We start from the raw sequence: 18,531 nt of genomic DNA, 5'->3' as shown, positions 1-18,531 counted from the left end.
TACCAGCACGACTGGATCAGCTCGCAGAACAAATGAGCTGTCTGACGCCGCGAGTAGACGAGATGGCGGAGCAAGTCAGCCAGCTGGCACCACTACCAGCACGAGTGGATGGGCTTGCGGGCCAGGTGAACTACCTGACCGAGCAAGTAGACCGTCTTGCACCGCTGCCTGAGCAAGTGGACGGGCTCGCGGGACGAGTTGACGGACTCACAGAACACGTAGACGGACTCACAGGACGCGTCGACGGACTCGCAGAACAGGTAGGCGGACTCACAGGACGCGTCGACGGACTCACACAACACGTAGACGGACTCGCCGAACGCGTCGACGGGCTGACCGGACGCGTAGACATCCTCACCGGGCACGTTAATGACCTGGCGGGACACCTGAACGATCTCAACGGACACGTGAATGACCTGACCGGACACTTGAACGACCTCACCGGGCACGTGGACAACCTGACCGGACACATGAATCACCTGACCGGACGAGTGGACCACCTGACGGGCCGGGTGGATTTCCTGACGGAACAGATGGATCAGCTTGTGGAATTGCCTGCTCGGGTGGCCAGGCTCGAAGGGCAGGTGGGCGAGTTGGCGGTGATGGTGCGGCAGAACTCGCAGACGTTGGATGTGGTGGTCGATCTGCTGAGGAAGCAGCAGCCCGCGTCGCTCGAGGGCCAGGGGTAGTCGGCGTTCGAAGCGCGGGACATTTCCTGGTCCCACTTCATTTTAGCCCGGGTGACACCCGCAATACATCGGTCTGCGGGGCGATGTATTGCGGAGCGTTGCGCTTCTACGCTGTTGACCGGTCTTGGTCCGGCACAGGGTGGAGGGTAAATGGACGATCTGCGAGGCAAAGTCGCTGTTGTTACCGGGGCGGCCAGCGGAATCGGCCGGGGTATGGCCGAAGCATTCGCCGATGCGGGGATGCGGGTGGTGCTGAGTGATGTAGAGGTCGCCGCGCTGCATTCGACCGCAGCCGAATTCCGCACTGCCGGAGCGGATGTGCATGCCGTAGTGGCGGATGTTTCGGCGCCGGAAGATGTTACGACGCTGGCCGAGGCGACGCTGGAAAAGTATGGGGCCGTCCATGTTCTATGCAATAACGCAGGGGTCTATGCGGGTAGCAGGCCCAGTTGGAACAGCACGCTGGATGATTGGCAGTGGATTCTCGGGGTCAACCTGATGGGTGTGGTGCACGGCCACAGCATCTTTCTGCCGATCATGATCGAGCAGGGTGAGGCGGCGCACATCGTCAATACCGCGTCACTTGCCGCGGTGGTCGGCGGATCGTCGCTGTACGGTGCGACGAAGTCGGCGGTGCTGGCGTTGTCGGAGACCGTCTATCTCGAGCTCATCGACGGCGGTTTCAAGCCGCGGATATCGGTGCTGCTTCCCGGGGTGGTCGACACAAACATCTTTGATTCCGAGCGTAATCGGCCGAATCGGTTTCCCGACGTCGGCCCGCGCCCCGACGGCTGGAATGCCGAAGCCGCCCGGAAAGCATTCGCGCTCGGTACAAGTCCGCGAGTTATCGGCGAGCACGTGGTACGGGCAATTCACGAACAACGCTTCTATGTACTGACACACCCGGAGTGGAAAGGACACGTAGCACACCGGATGAACCAGATCATCAACGGCGACAACCCCACTCGGTTACCACCGCCCGGACTGTAATCGCCACTCAGGAAGCGACGCCGGTCTGCTTGCTGCCGGATCGCGGAAAGCCCAGTAGCAGTCGGCAGACCTCGTCGGGGACGTCCAGTTGCGGGCAATGGCCGACGCCGGGAAGGGCGACGAACTCGCTGCCGGGCAGCATGGCGTGCAAGGCACGGGCGGCGGAGATCGGGATGATGCGGTCCTTGGTGCCGTGCACGACCAGAACCGGGCAGGTGATGACGAGATCGACGTGACCCAAGGGATGTTCGCGGGCGTAGCGGGTGGCGTCCAGGCCGCGCGCGGCGACGGCGGCCATATCGGGCACCGAACGCACGGCGGTGGTGAGGAATTCGGGGTCGGCGAGGACGCCGGGTCCGTAGACGAACAGCGCCACCGCACGCCGGACACCCCAGCGGACCAGCGCGGTCGGGATGGGCAGCAGGGCAACGAGGCGGCAGAACATCCGGTATTCACGTAACCGACCGACCCGGGCCAGCCAGTGCCGGGCCAGGAGTGGCTCGTCGAGGGCGACCACGGCGGTGACCTCATCCGGATGCCGGGCGGCGGCGTGCAAGGCGGTGGCGGCGCCGAGCGAATTGCCGACGAGGGCCAGCGGGCCGTGCTCGGCGATGATCGCGTCGACGAAGCTGTCGAACTGTGAAGTCAGCGGGCCTGGCTCGCGCGGATCCGCGAGGCCGAAGCCCGGGAGGTCGACGGCGAACGCCGCACGTCCCTCGGCCGCCAGCGCGGCGAGGACGCCGCGCCAGGTGTCCGCACTGTCGGCGTAACCGTGCAGCAGTAGCATCGGGGTGCCGGAGCCGGAAACGGACAGGACCCGGGTCGTGACGCCGTGGTAGCGCGCCGTGGTTTCGGTGATCATCGCCCGGTTGCCCCTTTGCGAGCTCGCACCAGCGCGGTGCGTAGGACCAGCGGCGTTTCGATGGCGGAACAGGGCATCCCGAGCACGCACGCCGTTGTAGCGCACCCGGGACCCCGCAAAACCGTTATGCCAGCAGACCCTTGGCGATGTGCGTCACCTGGATCTCGTTGCTGCCCGCGTAGATCATCAGCGACTTGGCGTCGCGCGCGAGTTGTTCCACGCGATACTCGGTCATGTACCCGTTGCCGCCGAACAGCTGCACTGCCTCCATGGCAACCTCGGTGGCCGCCTCGGATGCGTAGAGCTTCATCGCGGAGGCCTCGGCGAGCGTCGGCGGCTTGCCGGCGCGACCCCGCTCCAGCGTGTTGAACACCATGTTCTGCACGTTGATCCTGGCGATTTCCATCTTGGCCAGCTTGAGCTGGACGAGCTGGAAACGACCGATCTCCTGGCCCCAGAGCTTGCGATTCTTCGCGTAATCCAGGCAGAGCCGGTGACATTCGTTGATGATGCCGAGCGCCATGAAGCCGACACCGATGCGTTCCGCGGTGAAGCTGGACCTGGCGCTCTCCCTGCCGTCGCCGCCCTTGTGCTCCTCGGTTTCGCCGAGCAGACGGTCCTTGCCGAGGCGGACATTGTCGAAGAAGAGCTCGCCGGTTGGCGAGGCGTGCAGGCCCATCTTCTTGAACGGCTTGCCCTGGGTGAGTCCCTCCATGCCCTTGTCGAGGACGAAGGTGAGCACCTTGCGCTCGCGCTTGTCGCCGCCGTCGCCCTCGTCGAGCTTGGCGTAGACGATCATCACGTCGGCGAACGGGCCGTTGGTGATGAAGGTCTTCTGGCCGTTGAGCAGGTAGTCGTCACCGTCCCGTCGGACGTAGGTCTTCATGCCGCCGAACGCGTCGGATCCCGAATCCGGCTCCGTGATCGCCCATGCCGCAACCTTTTTCATGGTCACGATGTCGGCAAGCCAGCGTTCTTTTTGCGCCAGCGTGCCGCGCGACATGATGGTGGTCGCGCCGAGACCGATACTGACGCCCATCGCGGTGACCAAACCCATACAGACACCGGACAGTTCGCCGATCAGCACGGCCATCAGCGATTCCTGCCCGGCGAACGGGCTACCGCCGGAGGACTTTTCCTTCTTCTCCGGCAGTGGCTCGCCCGCGGCGATGGCGGCCTCTTTGGCGCGCTGTTTGCCGAGCAGCTTGTCCACCGCCTCGCCACCCATGGCGTCGATCCCGAACTCGCTGAACAGCTTCCGGATGATCGGGTACGGCGACAATTCGCCGCTGTCCAGCGCATCCAGATTGGGCCGGATCTCCTTGTCGATGAACGTCCGCACGGCATCGCGGATCATCACATCGGTCTCGGACCATTCGAACATCGTTGTTCTCCTTATCGTTCCGGCGAGCTCAGGGCAGCCGAGCGGAGATGTCGTCGATCAGCCACGGTCCCTCGGTCTCGATCGTCTTCACATCGTGCCAACCGGCCAGCTCGGAGATGGCACCGCCCTGCACCGCGAACACCTTGCCGGTGATCGGGCACTTGTCCGAGGCGAGGTAGGCGACCAGCGGCGAGATGTTGGCGGGGCTGAAGGCGTCGAACTCACCGTCTTCGACCTCGTCGGCCTCGGCCGCCATCATGGCGCCCATGCCGGGCGTGGCCAGGGTGAGCCTGGTGCGCGCGATCGGCGCGATGGCGTTGACGCGCACGCCGTAGCGGGCCAGTTCGTCGGCCGCGACCAGGGTCAGCGCGGCAATCCCCGCCTTGGCCGCGCCGTAATTGGCCTGGCCCGCGTTCGGCACGGTGGTGCCGGAGGCGGACGCGGTGTTGATCACCGCGGCGTTCGGTTGATTGCCCGCCTTGCTCTGGTCTTTCCAGAAGGCGGCGGCGTGGTGCAGCACAGCGGCGTGACCCTTGAGGTGCACGGCGATCACCGCGTCCCACTGCGCCTCGTCCAGGCCCGCGATGAACGCGTCGCGCAGGATGCCCGCGTTGTTCACCACGATATCGAGGCCACCGAGCTCGGAAATCGCCTGGTCGACCACGTTTTTCGCGCCGTCCCAGGTAGCGATGTTCGCGGTGTTGGCGACCGCGGTGCCACCGGCGGCGATGATCTCGTTCGCGACCTCTTGCGCGGGCGTGGTGTCGGTGCCCTCGCCCGCATTGCTACCACCGAGGTCGTTGACGACCACGGCCGCGCCCTCACGGGCGAACAGCAGCGCGTGCTCGCGACCGATGCCGCGACCGGCGCCGGTGATGATGGCTACTCGACCTTCGAGTGCACCCATCGATGTCTCCTCTTCGTGAAGTCTGTGCTGAAAGTTGCGACTGGACAACGACCTTCGCCGGGACGGCGGAACCGTCCCGGCGAACGGTCACTCCGCGATCTCGGCGAGTCCGTCGCTGAGGACGACATCTTCACCGCGCACGGTCTCGAAGGCGTAGGTGGTGATGCCGTCGGCGGAACCGACCTTCCAGATCCGGGTCTCCAGATCGTCACCGGGGAAGACCATCTTGGCGAAGCGCACCGCAAACCGCTTCAGCCGGTGGACATCCGACCCACCAACCTCGGTCAGCACCGCCCACGACGCGAACGCCATGGTGCACAGCCCGTGCGCGATGATGCCGGGCAGCCCGGCGTCCTTTGCCACTTGCTCGTCCAGGTGCAGCGGCACGGGGTCGCCGGAAGCCGGTGAGTATCGGAAGGTTTGGTCGTCGTCCACATGCTGCGGGACAACGGCCACCGGCGGCTGTGTCCGCAGGTTCTCGTCGAACTTGTGCGCGGGCGCCGCGGCACCGACCGTCTTGCCAGCGTCGATATTGCGGAAGAAGGCGGTCAGGTACTGCTCATTGACCAATTCCCATGCCTCGGTGCGGCATTCGACGAGGATGGTGATGGCCGTGCCGTTGGACCGGCTGGTGTAACCGGTCGCCTTGGCGCGCGAGACCAGCCGGTCGCCCGGCTGGATGGCGCGGTGGAAGTGGAAGTCCTGCTCGCCGTGCAGGACCCGGCCGAAGATGTCCATCGGCGCGACCTCGATCACCGGCATCATCATCGCCTCGAAGACGGGGACGATCGCGAAGACCGGCGAGGCGACCTTGCCCGCGAGATGCGCCTCGATCGGATCGTTGGTGGCTGCGGCGTATTCGCCGATGCGCTCGCCGGTCACCTCGAAACGCTCATCGTCACACCAGGTTTCGAGACCGCTGTCGTCGAATTCGACGAGGCGGGCCGTAGTGGTTTCCGAGGTCATGCGGTGTCCTCTCCGGCACGAGCACCTGGCCCGCCGCTCATGCCGATGCCAGGGCGTCGAGCTGCTCGAGAGACTTGTCCAGCTGCTTGAGGCCGTCTTTCTCGACCGCCTTGCCGAGCGCGCCCTTGATCAGCGCGCCCTCGAAGTCACCGGAGACCACGATGGTGCTGCCGCCGTCACCCTTGGGCTGGATGTCGAAGGTGAATTCGGTCTTCACGCCGGCCATTCCGGTGCCGCCGAGGGTGAGCTTGGTCGGCTGCTGGACCGAGACCACGGTCCACTCCAGCTTGTTCGCCATGCCGAGCATCACAATCTTGGCGACCAGCTTGGCGCCCTCGGTCAGCACGGCGGGCGGCTCCTCCATGAAGCGCTCGTGGATGGTGAACCACTTCTCCCAGGTGTTCGGGTCGGAGACGACCGTCCAGAGCGCCTCCGGGGTGGCGTTGACGTCCTTGGTTGCTTCGATGTGTCCCATTGAGCTAACTCCTCGTCGAATTTCGTTGTGCGAGTTCAGCGAATCAGCGGTCGGCGCGCTGGTAGGCGGTCACCACCGCGGCACCGCCGAGGCCGATGTTGTGCTGCAGGCAGGCGGTGACGTTGTCGACCTGACGCTTGTCGGCGGTGCCGCGCAGCTGCCAGGTGAGCTCGGAGCACTGCGCCAAACCCGTTGCGCCGAGCGGATGTCCCTTGGAGATCAGGCCGCCGGAGGGGTTCACCACCCACTTGCCGCCATAGGTGGTCTGGTTGTCGTCGATCAGCTTTCCGGCTTCGCCCTCGCCACACAGGCCGAGCGCCTCGTAGGTCAGCAGTTCGTTCGCCGAGAAGCAGTCGTGCAGCTCGATGGCCTGGAAGTCCGCCGGGCCGAGGCCGGACTGCCGGTACACCTGCCGCGCCGCTTGCACGGTCATGTCGTAGCCGACCAGGTTCTTGGCGGTCTCGTCGAAGGTCGAGGTGAAGTCGGTGGTCATCGCCTGGCCGACGATCTCCACCGCCTGCGCGGCCAGGTTGTGCTTGTCCACGAACGCCTCGCTGGCCAGGATCACCGCGCCGGAACCGTCGGAGGTCGGCGAGCACTGCAGCTTGGTGAGCGGGTCGTAGATCATCCGCGAGCCGAGGATGTCGTCCATCGAATACTCGTCCTGGAACTGCGAATACGGGTTGTTCACCGAGTGCTTGTGGTTCTTGTAACCGATCTTGGCGAAGTGTTCGGCGGTGGTGCCGTACTGCTTCATGTGCTCGCGGCCTGCGGCGCCGAACATCCACGGCGCCACCGGGAACAACACCTCGGAGATCTCGGCGAGCGCCATGATGTGCCTTGCCATCGGCTGCTCGCGGTCGTCCCAGGTGGAGCCGAGCGAGCCGGGCTGCATCTTCTCGAAGCCCAGCGCCAGCGCGCTGTCGGCAAGTCCGCCTCGAATCGACTGTGCCGCAAGGTAAAGCGCGGTCGAGCCGGTGGAACAGTTGTTGTTGACGTTGACCACCGGGATGCCGGTCATGCCGAGCTCGTAGACCGCGCGCTGGCCGGAGGTGGATTCGCCGTAGACATAACCGACGTAGGCCTGCTCGACCAGGTCGTAGGCGATGCCCGCGTCGGCGAGCGCCTTGGTTCCGGACTCGCGAGCCATATCGGGGTAGTCCCAATCGGTGCCGTCTTCGTTCTTGCGGCGGCCCGGCTTTTCGAACTTCGTCATGCCGACGCCGACGACGTAGACCTTGTTCGCCATCGAACTCCCTCAGGTTGTCTGCCCGGCGCGCTCTGCCGGGTGCTGCCCGCACGCGGCAGCGGTGGGCCGATCCGTCCGGATCCAGCTGAAAACAAACATACAGAGATGTATGTAAGTACGCAAGGTTGTTGCCGCTACCGCAGGTTGCGGGTATCGAATAGCCCGGTGGTAGCGCTGAATCGCCGACATACAGGTGGAGGTGTATGTGTTGCCGGTTTGTGCTGGTACCCAGTGAATTTCCGGCGCGAACACAGTGGACCCCGTTGCTGTGACGTAGCTCATTGCGCCTGATGACGTAACAGCCGCGTAATCGTTCGGAAATTCCCCGACCACAACCGTGTACGACCGTCGAATGGTTGCATTCAACAGTGTGGGCATGAGGAGTTAACGTGGTCGAGCTCGAGACCCGGTCGTCGAATTCTGACGGGATCGCCGCAGCGAAGGAAACACTCGAGGACTACACCCTCCGGTTCGCGCCACGGAGTTATCGAAAATGGAGCCCGGCCGTGGTCGGGATCTCTGCCCTCGGTGGCATCGCCTACCTGGCCGACTTCGCCATCGGCGCGAATATCGGCATCGCGCACGGCACCGGAAACGCGCTGCTCGGCATCGGCTTCTTCGCGATCGTCATCATGGTGACCGGGTTTCCGCTCGCCTATTACGCGGCACGCTACAACCTCGATCTCGACTTGATCACGCGCGGTAGCGGATTCGGCTATTACGGCTCGGTGCTTACCAATGTCGTGTTCGCCTCGTTCACCTTCATCTTTTTCGCGCTGGAGGGCTCGATCATGGCCCAGGGGCTGGAACTCGGCCTTGGCGTACCGCTGTGGCTCGGATACCTGGCCTCGACGCTACTGATCTTCCCGTTGGTCATCTACGGCATGAACACGCTGGCCAAACTGCAGGTCTGGACGACGCCGCTGTGGCTGTTGCTGATGGTGCTGCCGTTCGGGTTCCTGCTGGTGCGGCATCCGGATTCGGTGTCGTCGTTCTTCGCCTACGGCGGCGAGAACGGTTCCGGGGTAAGCGTTTCCGGCACGCTGCTGGCCGCGGGCGTGTGTCTTTCGCTGATCGCGCAGATCGCCGAGCAGATCGATTACCTGCGCTTCATGCCGCCGCGCACGCCGGAGAACGCGCGCAAGTGGTGGGGCTGGATGCTGCTTGCCGGACCGGGCTGGGTGGTCTTCGGTGCGCTCAAGCAGGTGGTCGGCCTGTTCCTCGCGGTGTATCTGATCGCGAATCTGCCTGCCGCGCAGGGCATCGCGAATCAGCCGGTGCACCAGTTCCTGGAGATCTACCGCGACATGGTGCCGGGCTGGCTGGCGATGACGCTGGCCGTGGTGCTCGTGGTGATCAGTCAGATCAAAATCAATGTCACGAACGCATACTCGGGGTCGCTGGCCTGGACCAACTCCTACACCCGGGTCACCAAGTCCTACCCGGGCCGGCTGATCTTCCTCGCCGTGAACCTGGTGATCGCGCTGATCCTGATGGAAGCCAACATGTTCGACTTCCTCAACAACATCCTCGGCTTCTACGCCAACTGCGGCATCGCCTGGATCGTCACCGTCGCAACGGATATCGCGGTCAACAAGTACCTGCTGAAGATCTCGCCGAAGCAGCCGGAGTTCCGCCGCGGCATGCTCTACGACTTCAATCCCGTCGGCTTGGTCGGGTTCGGTCTCGCCGCGGTGCTGTCGATCATGACGTTCTTCGGCGTCTTCGGTGAGCTACTGAAGCCGTACTCCCCCATCGTCGCGCTGGTGGTCGCCCTCGTCGCCACCCCGCTCACCGCGGTCGCCACCAAGGGCAAGTACTACCTGCGCCGCACCGACGACGGCATCGACCTGCCGATGTTCGATGAGCACGGCAACCCGTCCGGCGAAACCCTGACCTGCCACGTCACCGGCCTGGAATTCGAACGCCCCGACATGATCGCCTCGGCGATTCCCGGACCCGAAGGCGAGATCCAGTACATCAGCTCCCTCGCCCTCTCCACCGACAAGGCGGGCCAACACCTCCTCCCGCAACAGCGTTGAACCCGGTCACTCGGCCGCGCGTACGTCGGCGAGTGCGGCTTCGGCGATGTTGCGGAGGTGGGCGGTGGCGCGGCGCCAGCGGCGTTGGGCGCGTTCGTTGTCCGGGTCGACGAAGTTGGAGATGAGGATGCCGCGTAGCGCGTCCATGGCGGTGTAGATGAAGTCGCGGGCCTCTTTGCGGCGGATTTCGTCGGGGACGAAGCGGGCGACGGCCATCAGGACGGCGTTGTTGACGAACGGCTCGACTTTTTCCATCGCGGCGGCCAGCACCGGATCGGTGCGGCCGGCGACCCACAGTTCTACGGTCGCGATGAACAGCGGGCCCTGGTGCAGCTCCCACAGGAATTCGAGCGCGGCGGCGACGGGATCGTCGCCGCGCTCGACCTTGGCCATCTCCCGCATCGCGGTCTCGGCGCGCAGTTGCGCCAGGTGGCTGATGGCGGCGACTACCAGGTCGGTCTTCGAACCGAAGTGATGCACCTGGGCGCCACGGGTTACGCCCGCGCGCTCGGCGACCCGCGGCGTCGTGGTGCCCGCGTAGCCGTACTCGACCAGACAGTCGATGGTCGCGTCGAGCAGCCGGGTGCGCATCTCGGTGCTGCGTTGCTCCTGGGTGCGGCGCTGTGGTTTCGCGACTTCGATCCTGGCCATCCGGCGATTCTACACTTACATACAGCTCTGTATGTTCAGATGGAGCGTGCCGTCAGGCGACCAGCGCCGCGGCCGCGACCAGGCGAGCGTCGCGACGGGCGGCGAAGACGGTGATCGCGAACAGCGCCACGCCGACCACGGCGAGTCCGGCGCCGACCATGGCGGGCGCGGTGTAACCGAGCCCGGCCGCGATCACGGCACCGCCGAGCCACGCACCCGCGGCGTTGGCGATGTTCAGCGCGGCGTGGTTCAGCGCGGCGGCCAGGGTCTGCGCCTCGTGCGCCACGTCCATCAGCCGGGTCTGCAGTCCGGGCGCCAGCGACGCGCCGGTCGCGCCGACCAGGAACGCGCCGACCGCGGCGGTGTACGGATTGTGGGCCGCCGCAACGAATATCGCCAGGATAACGGCCATGCCGATCATCGAGGCGTAGATCGCCCGGTCGACGCCGCGGTCGGCAAGCACGCCGCCGACGATATTGCCGACCACCATGCCGACGCCGAACAGCATCAGCACGATCGGCACCAGCCCGGCCGACATGCCGGCGACGCTGGTGAGCGTGGTGGTGATGTAGGTGTAGACGGCGAACATGCCGCCGAAGCCGATCGCGCCGACCAGCAGGGTGAGCAACACCTGGGGGCGGCGCAGCGCGCCGAGTTCGGTCATCGGGTTGGTCATGGTGATGCCGGTGAGCTCCGGCACGAAGCGGATCAGTGCGGCTACCGTCGCCAGCCCGATCACCGCGACCACCACGTAGGCGTCGCGCCAGCCGAGATGCTGGCCGAGCCAGGTGGCTGCGGGAACGCCGACAACATTGGCGGCGCTCAACCCGAGCATAACCGCGGCAACCGCCTTCGCGCGCTGACCCACCGGGGCAAGCGTGGCGGCGGCCAGCGAGGCGACGCCGAAATACGCGCCGTGCGGCAGGCCGGAGACGAACCGGGCGAGCACCAGGGTCTGGAAGGTCGGCGCGAGTACGGTCGCCACGTTGCCCAGCGTGAACGCCGCCATCAACGCGATGAGCAGCTTCTTGCGGGAGACCCGCGCGCACAGGGCGGCGATCACCGGCGCGCCGATCACCACGCCGAGTGCGTACGCCGAGACCGCGTGCCCCGCGGTCGGCTCGGAAACATTCATGGCATGCGCGATATCCGGCAGCAAACCCATGGTGACGAATTCTGTTGTGCCGATACCGAATCCACCGAGCGCCAGCGCGAGCATGGCAGGCATATGCCAAGTCGTCCGCGCAGGCTCGGGGCGTGCGGGGGCCTGGGCGGCGAGTGGTGTGGTCACGTATCCATGAAACGCCCCAACAGGCGGTTTCGCTTCCCCAGTAAACGTGAGTTGAGACACGCTAACAATGACGAAAACGTGCAGGTCAGAATGTAAAAATGCGCAATAGGGACACGTCATGCCCCGCCACCTGGCAAATTCCATTCGGAAACAACCGCGTACCCCACCCGACCCGGACGACCGTACGACCGGATGTGGTCAGCGTCATCCCTGCCTCGGATTCGCTTCCGGCGTCGAGCTATTCGATTGCTCGACGGCGCCTGGCCGGTGCCCGGAAAACAGTCCGGGCACCCGTACCACCGTGTGGTGCGGGTGCCCGTAAGGTCATCCTCCCGGCGCCGGATTCGCTTCCAGCGCCGGGTTATTCCTGGACTAGCGCAGTGCGCGGGCCAGGTTCGCGTCGAGCGCGCCGAGGAATTCCTCGGTGCTCAGGTAACCCTGGTCGCCACCGACCAGCGACGCGAGGTCCTTGGTCATCTGACCGCCTTCGACGGTCTTGATGACGACGTCCTCGAGGGTCTGCGCGAAGCCGATCACCTCGGGGGTGTTGTCGAGCTTGCCGCGGTGCTCGAGCCCGCGCGTCCAGGCGAAGATCGACGCGATCGGGTTGGTCGAGGTCGGCTTGCCCTGCTGATGCTGGCGGTAGTGCCGGGTGACGGTGCCGTGCGCGGCCTCCGCCTCACAGGTCTTGCCGTCCGGGGTCAGCAGCACCGACGTCATCAGGCCGAGCGAACCGAAGCCCTGGGCCACGGTGTCGGACTGCACGTCACCGTCGTAGTTCTTACAGGCCCAGACGTAACCGCCCTCCCACTTCATGGAGGAGGCGACCATGTCGTCGATGAGGCGGTGCTCGTAGGTCAGGCCCGCCGCGTCGAACTGGGTCTTGAACTCGGCATCGAACACCTCCTGGAAGGTGTCCTTGAACATGCCGTCGTAAGCCTTGAGAATCGTGTTCTTCGTCGAGAGATACACCGGGTAGTTCTGCTGCAGGCCGTAGTTGAACGAGGCCCGCGCGAAATCGACGATCGAAGCCTTGAAGTTGTACATGCCCATGACGACGCCGCCGTCTTCCGGCATCTTCACGACCTCGTGCTGGATCGGCTCGCTGCCGTCCTCCGGCGTGAAGGTGATGGTGACCGAGCCGGCCTGATACACCTTGAAGTCGGTGGCGCGGTACTGGTCGCCGAAGGCGTGACGGCCGATGATGATCGGCTTGGTCCAGCCGGGCACCAGGCGTGGAACGTTGGAGATGATGATCGGCGCACGGAAAATGGTGCCACCGAGGATGTTGCGGATGGTGCCGTTGGGCGACCGCCACATCTTCTTCAGGCCGAATTCCTCGACGCGCGCCTCATCAGGAGTGATGGTGGCGCACTTGACGCCGACGCCGTGGCGCTTGATCGCCTCGGCCGCGTCGATGGTGACCTGGTCGTCCGTCTTGTCCCGGTATTCGATGCCCAGGTCGTAGTACTCGAGATTCACATCGAGATACGGGTGGATCAGCTTGTCCTTGATGAACTGCCAGATGATCCGGGTCATCTCGTCGCCGTCGAGTTCGACGACGGTACCTTCAACCTTGATTTTGGACATGGATCTTCGTGTCCTCCTAGGATGGTGCCCTCATTGCACGGCCAGGCGAACACGCTTGTGAGCGGACCCCAGCTGTTCCAACAGACAACGTATATGCCCCGCGTTGTCCGCGAGACGTGTGGTGCAAACAAGACAAGCGTACTGCTGCCGATGATCGTGGTGTGCGGGCAGCCCCCTGAGTGAGAAACCCCACGAACTTACTGGCTGGTAGGTCATTCTGCAATTCGCAGGTCACCCGGCCCAACGACCTCGGTCCGCGCATCGCCGAGCTGGCGATACGCGGACCGAGGGGGTATCGAGGAGATTCAGACGCCGACGTGGACCGGGCGCGCCCCGTCCTCGGCACCCTCGATCAGGTTCGCGGGCCGGTCCCTGATCATGAACGCGATCACCGGAACGGCGGCGAGGAAGAACCCGGCGCCGACGTAGAACGCCACGTCGTAACTGTGAATCGAGGCACGGGCGATCAGGTTGTCGATCGTGGCGTGACTCTCCGCGTAGGACTTGGCGGTCTGCACCGAGATAGTGGTCAGCAGCGCCGTGCCGACCGCCCCGCCGACCTGCTGCGCCGCGTTCAGCAGCGCACTGGCCACGCCGGAATCCGCCTCCTCGACCTGATGCAGCGCGACGGTCTGCATGCCGACGAACAGCGGACCCATGCCGAGCGCGATCAGCACCTGCGCGGGCAACACGCTGGACGCGTAGCTGTCACCGAAACCGAGCTGCGCCAGCCACAGCAGGCCGATCACCCCGAGCACCGCACCGGCCACCATCAGCGGACGCGGGCCGAGCTTCGGCAGCAGCGCACTGGTGACGCCCGCGGAGATCGCGATGCCGGCCGGGAAGGGCAGGAACGCGAAACCGGCCTTCAGCGACGAGTAGCCCAGGGTGATCTGGAAGTAGTAGCTGAGGAACAGGAACATCGCGAACATGGCGATCGGCACAAGCAGCGCAGCGAGGAACGCGCCGCCACGGTTGATCTCGCCCGGAATGTGCAGCGGCAGTAGCGGATTGGCCGAGCGCCGTTCGATGACGACGAACGCGATCAGCAGCGCGGCACCGGCGATGAGCAGGCCGAGGGTGCTGCCGGACAACCAGCCGTCCTCGGCGGCGCGACTGAAGCCGTAGACGATCGCGATCAGGCCGAGCGTCACGGTGACCGCGCCGGGCACGTCGTAGCCGCCGGTACGCGGCGCCGGCACGTCCTTGACCACCCACGCCAGCGCGCCGAGCAAGGCGAGCAACGCGATCGGGGTGTTCACCAGCAGGCACCAGCGCCACGAGGCGTACTCGGTGAGCGCGCCACCGGCGATCAGTCCGAGCGCGGCACCACCGGCCGAGATACCCGCGAACACGCCGAATGCGGTGGCCCGCTCGCGCGCCTCGGTGAAGGTCACCGACAACAGCGACAACGCCGCCGGTGCGAGCAACGCCGCGAACGCACCCTGCAGCGCGCGCCCAGCGAACATCTCCGCGCCGTTCTGCGCGAGACCGGCAAGTGCCGACGCGGCGGCGAAGCCGACCAGGCCGATGATGAACATCCGGCGTCGGCCCAGGTAGTCGGCCAGTCGACCGCCGAGCAGCAGCAGGCCGCCGAAGATCAGCGTGTAAGCGGTCAGCATCCACTGCTTGTTGCCGTCGCTGATGCCGAGATCAGCCTGCGCGAACGGCAGCGAGATGGTCACGATGGTGGCGTCCAGAACCACCATGAGCTGGGCTAATGCGATCACGCCGAGGGCGAACCAGCGGGCCGAACCGCCTCGTTTTTCAGATATCTCTACCGCTTGCGCAGTGTCGGTCACGGTCATCTCCTCATCACTTCGAACTCGGTGGCTATCCTGTCAGTAGGCGCCAATTGGCGTCAAGCGAAAAATGTCGTGATGCGACATTTGGCGGTTAATGACACGAAAACGCTGGGTTTCGATAAGGTGGGAGCATGCTCGAGTCACCGACGCCGACGGGCGCGAGTGCCGCAGCGCAGACCCCTGCGAGCGCCGCGCCGAACGCCAACCCCGGCCTGCGCGAACGCAAGAAGCAGCAGACCAGGTTGCGGATCATCGAGATCGGCCTGAACCTGTGCGAGGCACAGGGTTTCGACGCGACGACGGTCGAGCAAATCGCCAATGCGGCCGACGTGTCGCCGCGCACGATCAACCGGTACTTCGACAGCAAAGAGGACATCGTCCTCGGTCCGATTCAGGACTTCGGCCAGGCGGTGGCGGCGGCCCTGCGCCAGCTCCCGGTCACCGGCAACGAACTGGAATCGCTGCGCACGGCGTTCCTGCAGGTCGTCGACCGAGCCGTCAGCGAACCCGGCGGCGGCCCGGTCTCCTTCCGGCAATTCCAGCAGATGCAGCGCATCGTGCGCAGCAGTCCCTCGGTCAGCGCGCGCAGCATCGAGCACGCCGACAACAAGAACATCGCCATCGCTGAGGTGGTCGCCGAACGGCTCGGCAGCACACCCTGCGCACTGCCGGTGCGGCTGATCCTCGGCACCTGGCAGCTCATCGGTCACCTCGCCATGGAGTGCGGCGAGAGCATGTTCGACTACGACGATCTGCACGAGGCCGCCACGGCAGGCCGGAACTCCTTCACCGCCGCGTTCAAGGAGTTCTTCCGCGTCTGCGGCGGCGCGCGGACCAGCGCTTCCGGCTGAGTTCGAGGACAGAATTCGGCCGCCGCTCGACGGCCGGTTATGATGCCCTCAGGTCATGAGTGCCAGCGCGAAGCCCCGGCTTGCTGGACGGCAACCCTCCAGCAGCGGTGGGGTGCTCCGGGTGATGACCGGGCTCTCGAAGGTCGAGAGCAAGCGCGCTTTCAGGAGGTTCCCGAAATGTGTTGTTGTCCTTCGCCTAAATCCCGATAACCCCCTAGTTCTGGCGAACAACCTTTTCTTTGGAGCAAAGCTCATGAGTAATTCCACCCTGCCCGCGGCCGATATCGATCCCACCGCGCAGTGGTCCTTCGAGACCAAGCAGGTGCACGCGGGCCAGGCACCAGACGGCACCACCGGTGCCAGGGCCCTGCCCATCTATCAGACCACCTCGTACGCCTTCCGCGATACCGATCACGCCGCGGCGCTGTTCGGCCTCGCCGAGCCGGGCAACATCTACACCCGGATCATGAACCCCACCCAGGACGTGGTCGAACAGCGCGTCGCCGCGCTCGAAGGGGGTGTCGCCGCACTGCTGCTGGCCTCCGGACAAGCCGCGGAGACGTTCGCGATCCTGAACCTGGCGACCTCGGGCGATCACATCGTGTCGAGCCCGCACCTCTACGGCGGCACCTACAACCTCTTCCACTACTCGCTGCCCAAGCTCGGCATCGAGGTCTCCTTCGTCGACGACCCCGACGACCTGGACCAGTGGCGGGCCGCGATCCGGCCGAACACCAAGGCGTTCTACGGCGAGACCATCGCCAACCCGAGCAGCGCCATCTTCGACATCCCCGGTATCTCCGCCATCGCGCACGACGCCGGGCTGCCGCTGATCGTGGACAACACCGTCGCCACGCCGTACCTGATCCAGCCGCTGGCGCACGGTGCCGACATCGTCGTGCACTCGGCGACCAAGTACCTCGGCGGGCACGGTTCGGCGGTGGCGGGTGTGCTCGTCGACGGCGGCACTTTCGACTGGACGGTGACCGACGCGCAGGGACAGCCGCGCTTCCCCGGCTTCACCACCCCGGACCCGAGCTACCACGGTGCGGTGTTCGCCGACCTCGGTGCGCCCGCCTTCGCGCTCAAGGCGCGCGTGCAGTTGCTGCGGGATCTCGGCTCGGCGATCTCGCCGTTCAACGCGTTTCTGATCAGCCAGGGCATCGAGACGCTCAGCTTGCGGGTCGATCGGCATGTCGCCAACGCCAAGGCGGTGGCCGAATTCCTGACCACCCAGCCCGACGTCACGAAGGTGATCTACGCGGGTCTGCCGACTTCGCCCTGGTACGAGCGGGCCAAGCGGCTGGCACCGAAGGGGCCGGGCGCGATCGTCGCCTTCGAACTTCGCGGTGGTGTCGATGCGGGCAAGAAGTTCGTCGACGGATTAGCCCTGCACAGCCATGTGGCTAACATCGGAGATGTGCGCTCCCTCGTGATTCACCCCGCGTCGACCACACATTCGCAGCTGACGCCCGACGAGCAACTGCTCGCCGGTGTCACCCCGGGTCTGGTCCGTTTGGCGGTGGGCATCGAGGGAATCGAGGACATTCTGAGCGACCTGCGTGCCGGTTTCGCGGCGGCGGCGACGTGACGGTGAGTACCGAACCGAGTTTCGCCCGTTCGTCCGGGGTGGCCCTGCCACCCCCGGACGGGCGGCTCGGCATCATCGCCATCGGAGACGTGAAGCTGGAAAGCGGCACGGTCATCCCGCAGGTGCACCTCGCGGTGCAGCGGTGGGGCGAGCTCTCCCCCTCGCTGGACAACGTGGTGCTGGTCGAGCACGCGCTGACCGGCGACTCGCACGTGGTCGGCCACCCGGACGACATTCATCAGCTGCCCGGCTGGTGGGACGGTATGGTCGGGCCGGGCTGTCCGCTCGACACCGACGAGTGGTGTGTGATCGCGACGAACGTGCTCGGCGGCTGCCAGGGCAGCACCGGCCCTTCGACGCTGGCGCCCGACGGAAAGCCTTGGGGCGCAAGGTTTCCGGAGATATCCATCCGCGACCAGGTGTCCGCCGAGGCGGCGCTGATGGACCGGCTCGGCATCGAGCGGCTCGCCGCGGTGGTCGGCGGGTCGATGGGCGGCATGCGGGTGCTGGAGTGGATGGTCGGCGCGCCGGACCGGGTCGGCTCCGCGCTGGTGCTGGCCGTCGGCGCCCGCGCCACCGCCGACCAGATCGGCACGCAGACCACCCAGATCGCGGCCATCAAGGCCGATCCGGACTGGCAGGGCGGCGATTATCACGACACCGATCGCGCGCCGATGGCCGGCATGGGCATCGCCCGGCGGATCGCGCACCTGACCTATCGCACCGAGGACGAGCTGGACCACCGGTTCGAGAACAGCGCGCAGGGCGCCGAGGATCCGTGGCGCGGCGGCCGGTACGCGGTGCAGAGCTACCTCGACCACCAGGCCGACAAACTTTGCGGGCGTTTCGATCCCGGCACCTACGTGCTGCTGACCGAGGCGATGAACCGGCACGACGTCGGGCGCGGACGCGGCGGCGTACGAGCGGCGCTGGCCGCGACGCCGGTCCCGTGCGTGGTCGGCGGCGTCGACTCCGATCGGCTGTATCCGCTGCGCACGCAGCAGGAACTCGCCGAGGGATTGCCTGGCTGCGACGGACTGGAGGTCGTGCACTCGCGCGACGGACACGACGGCTTCCTCACCGAGGCCGCGGCGGTGTCCAAGCTGCTGACCGAGACGATGCGGCTGGCGCAGCAGAGCCGTCAGCCTGCTAACTGAATCCACCTCGTGCGCAGCGGTTTCGCCGCGC

The 18,531-nt window shown here is 65.7% G+C and carries 15 protein-coding genes, 1 pseudogene and 1 riboswitch; of the genes and pseudogenes, 6 read left to right on the top strand and 10 right to left on the bottom strand.

Going from position 1 to position 18,531, the window contains the following annotated elements; genetic code table 11:
* Nucleotides 1–689, top strand: a pseudogene (locus ACIA8C_RS26345) (hypothetical protein); the annotation flags it as partial.
* 150 nt (nucleotides 690–839) lie between these two features.
* The gene (locus ACIA8C_RS26340) at nucleotides 840–1,679 is read left to right on the top strand and encodes an SDR family NAD(P)-dependent oxidoreductase (protein WP_397139125.1); all 840 of its coding nucleotides are present in this window, start codon (nucleotides 840–842) and stop codon (nucleotides 1,677–1,679) included.
* Between the two features lie 7 nt (nucleotides 1,680–1,686).
* On the opposite strand, the gene ACIA8C_RS26335 is transcribed toward ACIA8C_RS26340, so the two are convergent.
* The 6 genes from ACIA8C_RS26335 to ACIA8C_RS26310 all read right to left on the bottom strand — a co-directional run bounded on the left by ACIA8C_RS26335 (nucleotide 1,687) and on the right by ACIA8C_RS26310 (nucleotide 7,522).
* Nucleotides 1,687–2,541 (bottom strand): alpha/beta fold hydrolase, encoded by an 855-nt coding sequence (locus ACIA8C_RS26335; RefSeq protein WP_397139123.1) that lies wholly within the window; start codon nucleotides 2,539–2,541, stop codon nucleotides 1,687–1,689.
* A gap of 124 nt (nucleotides 2,542–2,665) precedes the next feature.
* The gene (locus tag ACIA8C_RS26330; RefSeq protein WP_397139121.1) at nucleotides 2,666–3,925 is read right to left on the bottom strand and encodes an acyl-CoA dehydrogenase family protein; all 1,260 of its coding nucleotides are present in this window, start codon (nucleotides 3,923–3,925) and stop codon (nucleotides 2,666–2,668) included.
* A 28-nt stretch (nucleotides 3,926–3,953) separates the two neighbouring features.
* Complete coding sequence (locus ACIA8C_RS26325; protein WP_375902922.1) at nucleotides 3,954–4,832, bottom strand: SDR family oxidoreductase; 879 nt, start codon at nucleotides 4,830–4,832, stop codon at nucleotides 3,954–3,956.
* Between the two features lie 87 nt (nucleotides 4,833–4,919).
* On the bottom strand, nucleotides 4,920–5,798 hold the full coding sequence (locus tag ACIA8C_RS26320) for a MaoC/PaaZ C-terminal domain-containing protein (RefSeq protein WP_397139119.1): 879 nt from the start codon (nucleotides 5,796–5,798) through the stop codon (nucleotides 4,920–4,922).
* A 37-nt stretch (nucleotides 5,799–5,835) separates the two neighbouring features.
* Entirely contained in the window at nucleotides 5,836–6,273 is a 438-nt protein-coding gene (locus tag ACIA8C_RS26315) for an SRPBCC family protein (protein ID WP_397139117.1), read from the bottom strand.
* Between the two features lie 43 nt (nucleotides 6,274–6,316).
* Nucleotides 6,317–7,522 carry a lipid-transfer protein gene (locus tag ACIA8C_RS26310; protein WP_397139115.1) on the bottom strand — a complete coding sequence of 402 codons (1,206 nt, stop codon included), beginning with the start codon at nucleotides 7,520–7,522 and terminating at the stop codon, nucleotides 6,317–6,319.
* A 389-nt stretch (nucleotides 7,523–7,911) separates the two neighbouring features.
* Between ACIA8C_RS26310 and ACIA8C_RS26305 the strand changes: the two genes are divergently transcribed.
* Nucleotides 7,912–9,564: a purine-cytosine permease family protein gene (locus ACIA8C_RS26305; protein WP_397139113.1), complete on the top strand. Its 1,653-nt coding sequence runs from the start codon at nucleotides 7,912–7,914 to the stop codon at nucleotides 9,562–9,564.
* A 6-nt stretch (nucleotides 9,565–9,570) separates the two neighbouring features.
* Here the strand turns inward: ACIA8C_RS26305 and ACIA8C_RS26300 are convergent, their stop codons facing one another.
* The 4 genes from ACIA8C_RS26300 to ACIA8C_RS26285 all read right to left on the bottom strand — a co-directional run bounded on the left by ACIA8C_RS26300 (nucleotide 9,571) and on the right by ACIA8C_RS26285 (nucleotide 14,904).
* Nucleotides 9,571–10,215: a TetR/AcrR family transcriptional regulator gene (locus tag ACIA8C_RS26300; protein WP_397139111.1), complete on the bottom strand. Its 645-nt coding sequence runs from the start codon at nucleotides 10,213–10,215 to the stop codon at nucleotides 9,571–9,573.
* Between the two features lie 52 nt (nucleotides 10,216–10,267).
* Nucleotides 10,268–11,434, bottom strand: a complete 1,167-nt coding sequence (locus ACIA8C_RS26295) for an MFS transporter (protein WP_397139616.1) — start codon at nucleotides 11,432–11,434, stop codon at nucleotides 10,268–10,270.
* Between the two features lie 444 nt (nucleotides 11,435–11,878).
* Nucleotides 11,879–13,096 carry an NADP-dependent isocitrate dehydrogenase gene (locus tag ACIA8C_RS26290; protein ID WP_397139109.1) on the bottom strand — a complete coding sequence of 406 codons (1,218 nt, stop codon included), beginning with the start codon at nucleotides 13,094–13,096 and terminating at the stop codon, nucleotides 11,879–11,881.
* Nucleotides 13,097–13,401: 305 nt separating this feature from the next.
* Entirely contained in the window at nucleotides 13,402–14,904 is a 1,503-nt protein-coding gene (locus ACIA8C_RS26285; RefSeq protein WP_397139107.1) for an MFS transporter, read from the bottom strand.
* Between the two features lie 128 nt (nucleotides 14,905–15,032).
* Here ACIA8C_RS26285 and ACIA8C_RS26280 point away from each other — a divergent pair, with 128 nt between their 5' ends.
* The 3 genes from ACIA8C_RS26280 to ACIA8C_RS26270 all read left to right on the top strand — a co-directional run bounded on the left by ACIA8C_RS26280 (nucleotide 15,033) and on the right by ACIA8C_RS26270 (nucleotide 18,500).
* Complete coding sequence (locus ACIA8C_RS26280; protein WP_397139105.1) at nucleotides 15,033–15,752, top strand: TetR/AcrR family transcriptional regulator; 720 nt, start codon at nucleotides 15,033–15,035, stop codon at nucleotides 15,750–15,752.
* Nucleotides 15,753–15,803: 51 nt separating this feature from the next.
* Nucleotides 15,804–15,914: riboswitch (SAM riboswitch) on the top strand.
* Between the two features lie 91 nt (nucleotides 15,915–16,005).
* The gene (locus ACIA8C_RS26275) at nucleotides 16,006–17,343 is read left to right on the top strand and encodes a bifunctional o-acetylhomoserine/o-acetylserine sulfhydrylase (protein WP_397139103.1); all 1,338 of its coding nucleotides are present in this window, start codon (nucleotides 16,006–16,008) and stop codon (nucleotides 17,341–17,343) included.
* Nucleotides 17,340–18,500 carry a homoserine O-acetyltransferase gene (locus ACIA8C_RS26270; RefSeq protein ID WP_397139101.1) on the top strand — a complete coding sequence of 387 codons (1,161 nt, stop codon included), beginning with the start codon at nucleotides 17,340–17,342 and terminating at the stop codon, nucleotides 18,498–18,500. The genes ACIA8C_RS26275 and ACIA8C_RS26270 overlap by 4 nt, the downstream gene beginning before the upstream one ends.
* Nucleotides 18,501–18,531: the final 31 nt, after the last annotated feature.

The sequence above is a fragment of the Nocardia sp. NPDC051321 genome, assembly GCF_044455225.1.
Classification (GTDB): Bacteria; Actinomycetota; Actinomycetes; order Mycobacteriales; family Mycobacteriaceae; genus Nocardia.
The sequence above is the reverse complement of the archived record's forward strand: the minus strand, read 5'-3'. Positions and strand labels throughout refer to the sequence as shown.